The organism is Parapedobacter indicus (assembly GCF_900113765.1).
GTDB lineage: Bacteria > Bacteroidota > Bacteroidia > Sphingobacteriales > Sphingobacteriaceae > Parapedobacter > Parapedobacter indicus.
In genome coordinates, this window is record NZ_FOQO01000016.1 from 34,882 (window position 1) to 46,944 (window position 12,063).

The 12,063-nt window shown below is 42.1% G+C and carries 13 protein-coding genes and 1 tRNA gene; 2 read left to right on the forward strand and 12 right to left on the reverse strand.

The features are described 5' to 3' along the window. Positions 1–10: 10 nt before the first annotated feature. The 5 genes from xth to BMZ56_RS24500 form a co-directional block, all read right to left on the reverse strand. The gene (gene xth, locus BMZ56_RS24480) at positions 11–781 is read right to left on the reverse strand and encodes an exodeoxyribonuclease III (RefSeq protein WP_090632304.1); all 771 of its coding nucleotides are present in this window, start codon (positions 779–781) and stop codon (positions 11–13) included. 43 nt (positions 782–824) lie between these two features. Further along, positions 825–1,037 carry a hypothetical protein gene (locus tag BMZ56_RS24485; RefSeq protein ID WP_090632307.1) on the reverse strand — a complete coding sequence of 71 codons (213 nt, stop codon included), beginning with the start codon at positions 1,035–1,037 and terminating at the stop codon, positions 825–827. Between the two features lie 81 nt (positions 1,038–1,118). Next, a complete protein-coding gene (locus tag BMZ56_RS24490; RefSeq protein WP_090632310.1) occupies positions 1,119–1,427 on the reverse strand; it encodes a hypothetical protein in 309 nt (102 codons plus the stop codon). 50 nt (positions 1,428–1,477) lie between these two features. Further along, a complete protein-coding gene (locus BMZ56_RS24495) occupies positions 1,478–1,729 on the reverse strand; it encodes a hypothetical protein (protein WP_090632311.1) in 252 nt (83 codons plus the stop codon). A 125-nt stretch (positions 1,730–1,854) separates the two neighbouring features. After that, positions 1,855–1,927: transfer RNA gene (locus BMZ56_RS24500), tRNA-Lys, on the reverse strand. A 356-nt stretch (positions 1,928–2,283) separates the two neighbouring features. Here BMZ56_RS24500 and BMZ56_RS24505 point away from each other — a divergent pair. Beyond that, positions 2,284–3,243, forward strand: a complete 960-nt coding sequence (locus tag BMZ56_RS24505; protein WP_090632314.1) for an aldo/keto reductase — start codon at positions 2,284–2,286, stop codon at positions 3,241–3,243. A 22-nt stretch (positions 3,244–3,265) separates the two neighbouring features. Here the strand turns inward: BMZ56_RS24505 and BMZ56_RS24510 are convergent, their stop codons facing one another. The 7 genes from BMZ56_RS24510 to BMZ56_RS24540 all read right to left on the reverse strand — a co-directional run bounded on the left by BMZ56_RS24510 (position 3,266) and on the right by BMZ56_RS24540 (position 10,257). Continuing rightward, positions 3,266–4,120, reverse strand: coding sequence for an SDR family NAD(P)-dependent oxidoreductase (locus BMZ56_RS24510; RefSeq protein ID WP_177195299.1), 855 nt, complete (start codon positions 4,118–4,120; stop codon positions 3,266–3,268). Positions 4,121–4,284: 164 nt separating this feature from the next. Continuing rightward, complete coding sequence (gene msrB / locus BMZ56_RS24515; RefSeq protein WP_245893396.1) at positions 4,285–4,728, reverse strand: peptide-methionine (R)-S-oxide reductase MsrB; 444 nt, start codon at positions 4,726–4,728, stop codon at positions 4,285–4,287. Between the two features lie 183 nt (positions 4,729–4,911). Then, complete coding sequence (locus BMZ56_RS24520) at positions 4,912–6,648, reverse strand: thiamine pyrophosphate-dependent enzyme (RefSeq protein ID WP_090632320.1); 1,737 nt, start codon at positions 6,646–6,648, stop codon at positions 4,912–4,914. 72 nt (positions 6,649–6,720) lie between these two features. Further along, entirely contained in the window at positions 6,721–7,002 is a 282-nt protein-coding gene (locus BMZ56_RS24525; protein ID WP_090632322.1) for a DUF427 domain-containing protein, read from the reverse strand. A 369-nt stretch (positions 7,003–7,371) separates the two neighbouring features. Then, positions 7,372–7,962: a Crp/Fnr family transcriptional regulator gene (locus tag BMZ56_RS26210; RefSeq protein ID WP_090632325.1), complete on the reverse strand. Its 591-nt coding sequence runs from the start codon at positions 7,960–7,962 to the stop codon at positions 7,372–7,374. Positions 7,963–8,262: 300 nt separating this feature from the next. Beyond that, positions 8,263–9,159, reverse strand: coding sequence for an AraC family transcriptional regulator (locus BMZ56_RS24535; RefSeq protein ID WP_090632327.1), 897 nt, complete (start codon positions 9,157–9,159; stop codon positions 8,263–8,265). A gap of 180 nt (positions 9,160–9,339) precedes the next feature. Further along, a complete protein-coding gene (locus tag BMZ56_RS24540; protein WP_090632329.1) occupies positions 9,340–10,257 on the reverse strand; it encodes an NADP-dependent oxidoreductase in 918 nt (305 codons plus the stop codon). A gap of 110 nt (positions 10,258–10,367) precedes the next feature. Between BMZ56_RS24540 and pdxR the strand changes: the two genes are divergently transcribed. Next, complete coding sequence (pdxR, locus tag BMZ56_RS24545) at positions 10,368–11,894, forward strand: MocR-like pyridoxine biosynthesis transcription factor PdxR (protein ID WP_090632332.1); 1,527 nt, start codon at positions 10,368–10,370, stop codon at positions 11,892–11,894. Positions 11,895–12,063 lie beyond the last annotated feature (169 nt).

Genomic DNA, 12,063 nt, shown 5'->3' on the forward strand with positions numbered 1-12,063 from the left:
TGAGCTATCTTCAATCAATTTCGATCCAGACGGGCGCATGATCACTGGTTTTTTCCCACCCTCGCACATGTCGATCCACCCCTGTAGCACGAAGCCTTGGTACAACTGCAGGGCTGAGTAGGAAATGGTCGATGCGAAGTCCGGCATTACGACTGAATGCATTGCGGAAATAGTCCCAAAAAGTGTAAATGGTTTCATCGGGATGTAATTTTCTCAGCGCATCGGTCCATCCTTGAGCAACCAACCGACGGAAGGACTCGCGGGTTTCCGTACGGAAAAGTGCATCGTCCACCCAACGTTCGGGTTTGTATACGTCCGATTCCGTGGGGATCACATTGAAGTCGCCCGTTAATATTACCGGGGAACCTTGTTCGAGAAGCGACTGACTGTGGTCGATAAGGCGGTCCAGCCAACGGAGCTTATAATCAAACTTCGGCCCGGGAGCCGGATTGCCATTGGGAAGATACAGACAGCCGATCACTATTTCATTGACCTTTGCTTCGATATAGCGGCTATGTGTATCTTCGGGATCTCCCGGAAGCGCACGGCAAATCTCCTCTGGCTGTCCAATTCGTGAGAGAATGGCGACCCCATTCCAGCTCTTTTGGCCATGCCAAATAGCGTCGTAGCCTGCATCCTTCAAAGCTTCAGCAGGAAAATTTTCCTGTATTGCTTTTAATTCCTGAAGACACACAACGTCTGGCTGGCACTCCTCCAGCCAACGCAATACGATGGGGAGCCGTGCATTGATGCTGTTTACATTATAAGTGGCGAGTTTCATCGAGAAATAATTGTTCAGGCGCTAAATATGGTAAAAATTTCTTTCAATTCAGGTTGTCGTAGTCTATTTTCATTCCGGTAACCGTATCAACTTCAGCGATCAGTTGTCCGACGACCTTGCAATACCCCAATCCATTCGTTTGACAGAAAAGCGTCGCTTCTTCCCATGTTGGCGCATCAATATGCGGTCCACCATAGGTTTTTAACTTACCGTTTATGGGGTCAACAGCCATGATTTCGGTTGCCCATTTTTTCATCTTTCGTGTTATCTGTTAATTTGTTCACAAAGAATAATGGATATTGTTTGAAAAAGAGAGATTGCCGCGATCTTCGGCATTTTAAATCATCATTACTTCCCAATATCGAATCAGTAAATCTTTCTGTCTAAAATTAGTTTCGAGTTGTACTTTCAGCTGTTTCCAATATGGCGTATCCATTACATCGACTAAGACTTCAAAAATTGCCAGCACATCTTTTTCCGTCTTTTTTTCTGTTTCTTTCCAAAATCCTTCTATCGGCATTTGTTTATAGACCGTTACACCGCCGAATTTTTCATTGAGATCCGATTTCAGCGTTTCAAAGTAACTTTCCGAAAAGCGATTACCATCGTTGTCTGTTAACGGTACAAATACTTGAACGAGTTTCATATAAACAATTGATTCCGGGGCGACAAAAAAGCGCTGGCGTTCAGTCCGTGTTACGGTTTCAGCATGGTGTAATGTGCCTCGATTGCCATTCCGATCTCATTAATAGTTTCTTGATCGAGCGAATTCTCCACTGAACTCCAGGAGTTATCGCCATTGTTAATCAGGCTGATCTGTACCGCTCCGAGATCGACGTCGAACGTTTCCGTTTCGTGATGTATGGACGCCACACAGGATTTACCCGTAACCGGGTCTGTGAACTGAACGGTAAAGGGTAGGTTAATCTTGTTTATGCGCTTATCCATATTTAGGCAACGTTTCCCTGGTGGAATTGTTTTGCATGCTTAACCGGCTAAAGTATCTCCGCAGTTAAACGTACATCTGAGTAAGGAAAAAGCCCTTTTTGTGAAAAAAGGGCTTTTAAAACCGGTGACCCCGGAGAGGCTCGAACTCTCGACCCACTGATTAAGAGTCTGTTGCTCTACCAGCTGAGCTACGGAGTCAAAACGTCGTTTCTGACTTACATAGGCAATATATAAACAATTTTTCGAATCACAAAATTTTCTTCCGTTACGTATTTGTTGCGTTTTTATAAGACAAATTGAATTCGTTAACATCCGATAGTATATCATTGTTTCTTACCTTCTAAAGTGGTGCAAACCTCTATTCTTATTAACCCTTCTCTTTTTGCCATCAGAACCATAACTTTGTTTATGATTTTGCCTAATTTCAAAAGGACCGCAGGATGTGTCGGTTCGGAACAATTCTTTCAGTTAAATTCACGGGTGAAGGTCTATTAGCCGCAAGGTCTCTTCATAACGAAGGCAAATCTTAGAACCCAATTTGTTAATTTCGGACAATGCTTGAACAAAACAGAATAGGTCTTGGTATGGCTGCCATTGGTAGGCCACAATATATCAATATAAAACACGAGGAATCCAACGAATCTTTTTCTTTGAAGAATTTTAAAGAAAAAGGAAAATTAGCCATTGAAAACGCCTATCAAAATGGGATAAGGCATTTTGATACATCACCTGGTTATGGTATAGCCGAATCATTACTCATCGATTGGCTAAAAGAAAAAAAAGATCCCTCGATAACTGTATCTACTAAATGGGGATATACCTATGTTGCCGACTTCGACCCCAACGCAACGGAACACGAGGTAAAAGAGCATTCCATAGATAAGCTGATAGAACAGTGGACGGTTTCCCGGAAATTATTGCCCTATCTGAAAATCTATCAAATTCATTCAGCGACACTGGAAAGTAGGGTATTGGAAAATTCCGAAGTGCTAAGCCGATTACATTCGATCAAAAAATCACATAAAATCCATATTGGTTTGTCAACCACGGGAGATAATCAGGTAGAAGTTTTACAAAAAGCAATGGATATATTCATTGAGGGAGAACAACTCTTCCAATCATTTCAATGTACGTTCAACATTTTAGAGCAAAGCATTAAAAAATTTAAAAATGAGCTTGATCATTTAGAAGGCCGTTTGATAATTAAAGAAACGATGGCAAATGGAAGATTAATCCCTAATAAACAATATCCTGAGTATAACGTGCTTTACGTTTTTATGAATACTTTGGCCGCAAAATATCATGTAGGTATTGATGCCGTTGCGATGCAATATTGTATGGAAAGCTTTCCCAAGGCATTGGTTTTAAGCGGAACCAACGACAATGATCATCTGGTGTCAAATTTAAAAGCCAATCAATTTAAGCTATCATCGTCTGAAATGAAACAATTAAGTGCTTTCGGCATAGAAAGCTCAGACTATTGGAAAGAAAGAAAGCGATTAGAGTGGAGCTAAAAAAATGGTTTGTCTTATTGGACTATATCTCCATACCGATTTGTTCTAACCATTTGTTTTTTAACTCGATCCTCCTTTCAAGCAGTTCACGAACAATAGGATCATCATTTTTGTCAATGATTACCTGTCCCATTCTGGTTTGATTATTCATGTTAAATGTGTTAATGATGTCGTAGACTATACGCTGACGATTTTCCTCCGTTGGTTCGAGTTTGTAAATTGAGTGTTTCAGCTTGTTTAACACTTTTTTGGATGCAATTTCATAAGTTTCAGTAACCTCCGGCAAGTCAGCGCCTACCAAATTATCGTTGAACGATTCAGACAAACAACCATCAACTAAAACAGAGAAACAGTCAATGCCTTCATGCCTCAATTCAGCTTGTAATCCTTCCGATAGTGCTATGATACCGATTTTTGACAGCGTTTGAGGTATTAAAAATGGCAATGAAAACAGGGCCGGTCCGCAACAGATATTTAGGATTGTTCCCGATTTATTTTTTCGCATATCCGGCAATACAGCCTGTATCATCCTTATCACATTAAATAGGCCGATGTCAAATATGCTCTTTATTTGAGTGATGGAATTAGCTTCAAGCAGGCCCATACTCGCAACTTCCGCATCGTTAACCAATATATCAATTGCACCATATTTATGAATGATTTTCCCCACATTCTCTGCTATAGATTTTTCGCTGTTCAAATCTATATTTATCACCTCTATGTTGGGGGTAGAACGAAGTTCATCGGCCGCTTCCCGGCTCTTATCATCTGTAATTTCCATTGTTGCAATTACTCCATGCCCCTCTTCAGATAAAGCTTTGGCGATTAACTTGCCATAACCTGAACCACTGCCTGTTATCAAAATTGTCTTTGACATAGAATTAAATTTAGAATACCAATCGGTTGCTCGCCCTACTTTGATCCCCAACGGTAGTATGCAGCCCGATATTATCATGGACCTTTTGGGTAATAATAGGACTCATTTTGTTTAGAACAACTGTCGTTTCATATTTTGTTTCCCAAGAAAAATCAGGACAAAATCTATTTTAACGACAGGCCCGGTTCAAAATCCAATGAAATAGAGTTCATGCAATACCTTTTATGCGTTGGAGGCGGACCGTCATTGAAAATATGCCCCAAGTGCGAGTTACAACGACCGCATTCTACCTCTATTCGATGCATTCCCAGAGAGTTGTCTTCTTTATAAATGACGGCGTTTTCTCGATCCGGTTCAAAAAAACTTGGCCATCCACAGGTACTTGCAAATTTGGCATCAGAGCGGAACAACCGGTTACCGCACACTGCACAATAATAGGTGCCTTTAGTTTCACTGTCCCAATATTCGCCGGTAAATGCGCGTTCCGTTCCTTGCTCCCTTGCTACAATATAAAGATCATGTGGCAGTATTTTTTTCCATTCTGCATTACTTACATGGAGGTGTGTCGTGTCTGTACGGGAGTAATAGGGATTGTCTGTCTTATTCATAATTGTTTTGTTTTGTTGTGCATTACCTTGACAACTGATGAGTACGAGAATCAGAACCCATAGGTTCTTAGCTATGTATTCCATTATAATTTATTATGTATTGTGATTGCCGTTCAATACCTGTATTTGTTGGAATAGGCATTTTTTTAATGCCTCTTGTCCTTAAAAAATTCATCTTATAAATTAGATGATTTCCTTTAAATGTTTATAATTCGATTTTAGCGTTTGCATAGCTTCATCCATTCGACCACTTAACATCATTTTTCCTACTGACAACGTAAAGCCTTTCAATTGCTCCCATTCAACTTTGGGGGGCATCGCCAGTGCATGCGGATTTGTCTTGATATCTATGATAACAGGACCGTTATGTTCCAACGCTTCGGAAAGATCGTCATAAAGGGACTGGTGACTATTAATGGTTACGGATTTAAAACCCATAGCGGTTCCAATCAGCGCGAAGTCAGGATTAACAAGATTGGTTTCATTATCAACGAGGCCCTGGACTTCCATTTCAAGTTTTACCATTCCCAACGACCGATTGTTAAATACAATAATCTTGATAGGCAAATTGTATTGTTTGATGGTTACCAGATCACCGAGCAACATGGTTAGTCCACCATCACCGCAGAGAGCGATAATCTCCTTTTCCGGTTGTGCCAAAGCAGCGCCAATAGCCATGGGCATCGCATTCGCCATAGAACCATGATTGAACGATCCAAGAAATCGGCGTCCTCTGGCACCATCAATATACCGGGCTGCCCATACGCAACACATACCCGTGTCCATCGTAAATACAGCTTCATCGGATACCAATTTATTGATTGTATGGGCAGCAAATTCGGGCTGTATGTGATCTGGTGTACCCGGATCTTCCACATAAGTATTCAGGTGTTTTTTTACATGACCGTACAATGTCAGTTGTGCGCGAAGAAAGCTATCATCGGTTTTATCCGTTATGTAGGGAAGCAATGCTATTAATGTATCCTTAACATCTCCTGTCAACCCAAGTTCCAGTTTGGCCCTTCGCCCCAATTTCTCCGGTTTATCATCTATCTGGATCAGCTTGCTTTTGGTTGGCATGAAAGGTGTATAAGGGAAGTCTGTACCCAAGAGTAAAACCACATCCGATTCATGCATGGCATGGTAGGCAGAAGGTAGTCCCAATAGCCCGGTCATGCCAACTTCATAGGGATTGTCAGGCTGTATGCCGGGTTTTGCAGGGAATGTATAACCTACAGGCGCTCTTAAGGTTTTCGCAAGACGTATGATTTCTTCACGCGCATGGACCGCACCAATCCCGCAAAAGATGGAGACTTTTGGACACCTATTCAATAGAGCCGCTGCCTTTTGTAATTCTTCATCAATAGGACGCATTAGCGTAACGGAGCTGTAATTGTGCATTGAGGTGACACTTTCCTGTGCAGGTTCAGCAGCGATATCACCGGGCAAGCCGATTACCGCTACACCCCGCTGGTGAATGGCATGCTGAATGGCTGCCTGTATCATGCGTGGAGCCTGAGCGGGTGTTTGAATTACCTGGTTATAGCAGCTGCAATCATCAAAAAGTTTTATCGTGTTTGTTTCCTGGTGATAGTCGGTGCCGAATTCACGAGTGTTTATTGTTGCAGCAATCGCTATCACGGAGGCTCCGGAACGATGTGCATCGTAAAGACCGTTAACAAGGTGTACATGCCCGGGTCCTGAGCTACCGGCACAACAGGCAATTCCGTTAAGCTTTGCCTCTGCGGTTGCAGCGTAAGCGCCAGCCTCTTCGTGACGCACATGAATCCATTTTATTTTCCCATTACGTCGAACAGCATCATTCAGTTCGTTTAGGCTATCTCCGGTAACAGCATATATCCTTTTAATACCATTCTCTACCAACATGTCGACGAGCTGCTCGGCTATCTTTTTACTCATATTTTTAATGCTTTAAACATTTTGATTGAATTTCTACCGATGGTAGTATCGTACAATGCAGACACCATCATGTTACTTAATTACCTCTACTCCATTCCAAAATGCGAGATGCCCCTTTATACCTTCTGCTAATGTGGAGGGGTCAGGGTAATACCATGCTGCATCAGTTGCTGTTTCTCCGTTAACCACGACATTATAATAAGATGCTACACCTTTCCAGGCACAGGTCGTATGCGTATTGGATGGTGTTAAAAACTCCTTTTTAACAGAATCTGATGGAAAATAATGGTTGCCCTCAACAATAACGGTATTGTCACTTTCCGCGATCACTTGATCATTGTAAATTGCTTTCATTGATGTTGCTTTTTTATAAAAAATTATATTCTAAATGTTTATTATTCTTCATTGTATAGCTAAAATACAAGCAGATAAAACAGGACTACTACATTGGAATAGATGTTGGGCTATATCCTTCAAGCCTGACACTACCAATAAGTTTAATGCCTTATAAATACATTCGTGTAATAAAGCCGTAATCGTGCTTAATAAAGTACTAAAGTAAAGACTCTGGTCTAAGCAAACATTGATAAATGTCACAGATACTGAAACTCTTACATAGTTTTTCAGACTGCAATCTATTATATAGGTTTTGGCTTTTTTTATCTTCGTGAAAAGACTACTTGAGGCGCTTTCGCTTTGAAATTCGATACCTGCCTAAAAGTATCAGAGATCAAGCATATTGCTGCGTATCCTCGTTAATGTTTCCCTTGATACCCCGAGGTAGGAAGCGATCATATATATCGGAATACGTTCATGTAATTTAGGAAAATTGCGGATGAACTCGCGGTACCTATCTTCTGCCTGGAGGCTGAGCATCATGAATATCCGGTCGCGGCAGACATCGCAATCATTCGTAATAATCCTATTGTTTAGCTCTTTAAAATTGGGTATATTTTCCAAAAGCGTTTTAAAACTATTTGTTGAGAGCTGTATAACAGTGCTGTCTTCCAGCGCATCGATAAACTCATTTGAGGGAGAACCACTTAGCAGGCTAACAGGGTCGTTTACCCAATGACCCGAAGGTGAAAGACCTATGATGTGTTCACAGCCTTCATCATCTATCCGATATGATCGGATACAACCACTGCATACCAACGTGTGATATCTGCATACACTGCCTTGACGTAGCAAAAATTGCCTCTTTTTAAGTTGTTTCGGTATTGCGAGGGACTTAATAGTTGCGATTTCCCCATCAGAGAATAGCTCGTAAGTTCTAATATAATTTTCAAAGAAATTGAATATATCCTCAGGCATTAACAGAAATGATTGATAGATTCAAATAAATAATCCCCCGAAGTGTGCTGCTCGTTCGCGTAACAAAACCATACACTATATTTCGATCAATATTTACTCTCATAGAATCTGATTTAAGACCCTAAAATTAATACATGTGGCAAGGCTTAGAAAGGGACAGAAAGGACAAAGCATAGTAAAAAAAGACCATTTTGGTCAGGCGTATCGATTAAGCGTCGAGGCCCTGTCTTATGCTTTTTCCGGCAACAAAGGAATCAAACGGGCATCCAATTGGGATTTGCACATTTGTGCAAATCCTAATTAATCGGCGTCTTCTCTGACTGATTTACGATACGCTTCAGGAGACATATCCATTCGTACTCTGAAGAAGCGGCTGAAGTACGATATATCATGAAATCCCAGTTCGACAGCAACTTGTTTTATCGGCTTGTCACTTAGGTATAGCTCATGCTTAGCCTGAGTTATAATACGATCTGAAATCATATCGCTTACGGTCTTTCCCAATTGATGTTTAGCCGCACGATTCAATGTTTTAACGGTGATATTCAATAATTTTGCGTAATCTGCTGGTCGATGGTTTCGCTGAAAGTGTTGCTCGATGGCATTGGTTAATTTTCGAAACGTGTAGTAAACGGTCGATAGTGCTTCGACATATACGACACCTTTTTTCAATTTCATCCGTGAGGCATAAACCATAAATATTTTTACCCAGGAGATCGTTATATCGTATCGACCTAAGTCGTTATTGTGGAGTTCTGAAATAAGATTGTCCAATGGGAGCAGTAGCTGACCCATTTCAGCTTTCGTTATTTTTATAGAGGGTTTTTCGCCGATACCAGTAAACAACACCTGTTTACTCGCTATTTCCATGTCGTATTTGTGGTTCCAAAAAAAGTCTGGATGGAATTGTAATAGTATACCGTCAAGCGGACCATCGGCTTCAATTTGAAAAGGCTGGTAAATTGGAAATCTAATTAAGCAATTGTCGGAAAACTCATACATGGCGTTATCAAATGCTATTTTACCTTTCCCTTTTCTGATCAGGATTACTTTATAACAGTTATAGCTTTCCAGGCTTTTAAAATAGCTATCATCGTTAAGCTTTATCAGCTTAAACGCCAAAATGTTTGTTTCGGGGTTTACTAATTCTATTATCGTTTGTTCAGTCATTGTTTCACCATAATGTTTCAATTTCATTTGTTTAAAGACAATTTATCCTTTGAAGTTAGCAATCTTGAAAATCATTTCTGCAAACAAAATGAATAATGGAGTACGCTCATCCCTAAATCTGACGGTACATACTCCATTCCTTAACTCGTTCAAAGAAATCCAACATCTTCTATGGGTTGCAGTACGTGGCTGCAACGGGCAAAGAACTTAAGAGCGAATGCTAATAATCTTTTTTCCTTTGACGCGATTAGGCGAATTGAAGGCAGCTATGGCGTCATCGAAGGAAGATATATTGCCGATGTGTGTCTTCAGACGTCCCTCTCGGAACCGCTGTACGACTTCACTCAATTGGTTTGGAATCGCTTCGACCACAAAATCAATTGCCGATCCGTTAGCAGGTCTGGCCTCGGTTGGACCCGCAATGGTTACCAGCATTCCTCCTGGTCGAATGAGACGTGCGGATTGACTGACGATATCTCCACCAAATACATCAAACACCAAATCGACTTCTTTGACATCCTGTAGCTTTTCGTTCTCGAGATCCACATACTCGTGTGCGCCGAAATCGAGTGCTGCCTGACGGCCGTCCCCACGTCCGGTTCCGATAACATAGGCGCCAGCCGCACGGGCGAGTTGGGTCGCCATTGACCCTACAATGCCAGCGGCACCGTGTACAAGGACGGTCTGTCCAGCCCGAAGGTGTCCATGATCAAATAAACCTTGCCATGCCGTTAGTCCAGGCATCACGAGAGCTGCGCCAACCGTAAAATCCACATCAGCAGGTAGCGGCGCAAGGTTGCGTGCCTCGACGGCCACATATTCCGCAAGTGTACCGTCACGATGCCAATCCGTAAGGCCAAACACCCGTTGACCTACTGACAAGCCTGTTGTTCCGTAGCCGAGTGCTGTAACCACACCGGCTAACTCGTGCCCCGGAATCGAAAACGACCGGTCATGACCGGCACGATCAGTCCAGGTGGATGGCCACGATAGCTCGTCGCCTGTCATACTCGTTGCGTAAACCTGAACGATAACATCATTAATCGCTGGTTGCGGCTCAGGCCGTTCCATTAATTTCATGCCAGCTATTCCTGCTGACTCATCAGTTACAATAATCGCTTTCATAATACCCTTCCTTTTTATGATTATTACAGTGTCTTTCGATATGGATATAAAATTAGAAGTTATTTTGGTTACCTTAGTGGGCCAATTCTAAAATAGATTGGGGTCCAATTATGATTAGAAAGCTTCTTCAAATTACGTTTAAAAAAGACGGGCAACACAGCCCTTTGTACCTCCAATTGGAATCTGAAATTATTCAGTTGATTTGTCGAGGCATCTTAAAACCGGGACAAGTGCTTCCGCCTTCACGCGAACTTGCACAAAGTCTCCGGATTAATCGTAAAACCGTGGTGAAGACCTACGAAGAATTGAACGCGCAAGGTTGGGTGGAGATCCGCGACAGAAGCGGGGTTTACGTTTCCGGCAACCTGCCCGATACTGCTGCACGTAGGATTAGTCAAAATAGCGAAAAATTGATACGAAGCCGACAACCGGCTTATCCACTGATAAGTCGATCTGCCGATATAGCTATACGGACAAGTACAGACGTGGAAATCAATGCGGCGGGAATTCCGGCTCCACTGTATCGAATCGATGATGGTTTTCCTGATCCCAGAATTGCTCCTATTGAAGAATTGATTCGCGAATACAGAAGATATGGAAAGAGCCATTTGGCAAACCATTTGATGATGTATGGTCCGGAGCATGGTTCGTACCACCTTAGGGTTGAACTTGCCAATTTCTTAAACAGAACCAGAGGTATGCAGGTTTCTGAAAAAGAAATACTCATCACAAAAGGGACGCAGATGGCAATCTATTTAACCGCACAAGTGCTGATTCGGCCCGGAGACAGCGTATTTGTGCCGGACCCAGGGTATCATGCAGCAAATCAGGTTTTTAATCTACTGGGGGCCCACCTAACATTTATCCCTGTCGATAAAGACGGGATGGACATCGATCGGATCGAGCAATTGTGTCTAACGAAGCAAACGCCGAAACTTGTTTATATTATTCCCCATCACCATCGACCCACCACGGTTACGCTGTGCGCGGAGCGGCGCATGCGACTGATGAACCTTGCCCATAAATATAGATTTGCAGTGCTCGAAGATGATTATGATTTCGATTATCATTTTTCAAGCAACCCGCTGCTGCCTTTAGCAAGCTTGGATAGTGGATCGCATATCATTTATGTCGGATCCTTCTGCAAAAGTATCGCACCCGGGATCCGAATCGGCTTTATGGTTGCACCTGAAGTGGTCATAAATGAAGCCGCAGCAATCCGTAAATTAATAGACCGTCAGGGTGAACAGTTATTGGAAGAATCGTTAGCAGAACTTTTACGTACCGGGGATATCTCGCGGCACTTAAAAAAATCGCATAAACTTTACGAGCAGCGTTTGGAAAACTCCTGCCGATTACTTCAGGAGCAACTCGGGCCTTATTTAACGTTTGAGCGGCCCAATGGGGGATTGGCCATTTGGGCGAAATACAGGAAAGATATTAGTGCCAAAGCAGTTGCCCGAAAAGCATCAAAGTTGGGATTAAAGATCAGCGATGGCAGTAATTACTTTTTTCAACCAAATATAATCCAGCCCGACAACTTCATACGCATAGGCTATTGTTCTTTAGATGAAACTGAAATGGCAGGTGCCATTGATGTATGGAAACAGGCACTTGTCACATTCGGTTTAAAATAATAATCATTATTGGATAAATTGATGTTAAAGGCGTCGCCGGGTCTCATCGTGGTTATGATTCCAATATAGTCCATCTTGCCTGTAATTGGACATCGATTACGTCATTTTGGTCCAGCCAAGCTCGAAAATCTTTGGGATCTTCAGGATGATGATTAATAAATTTCTCCAT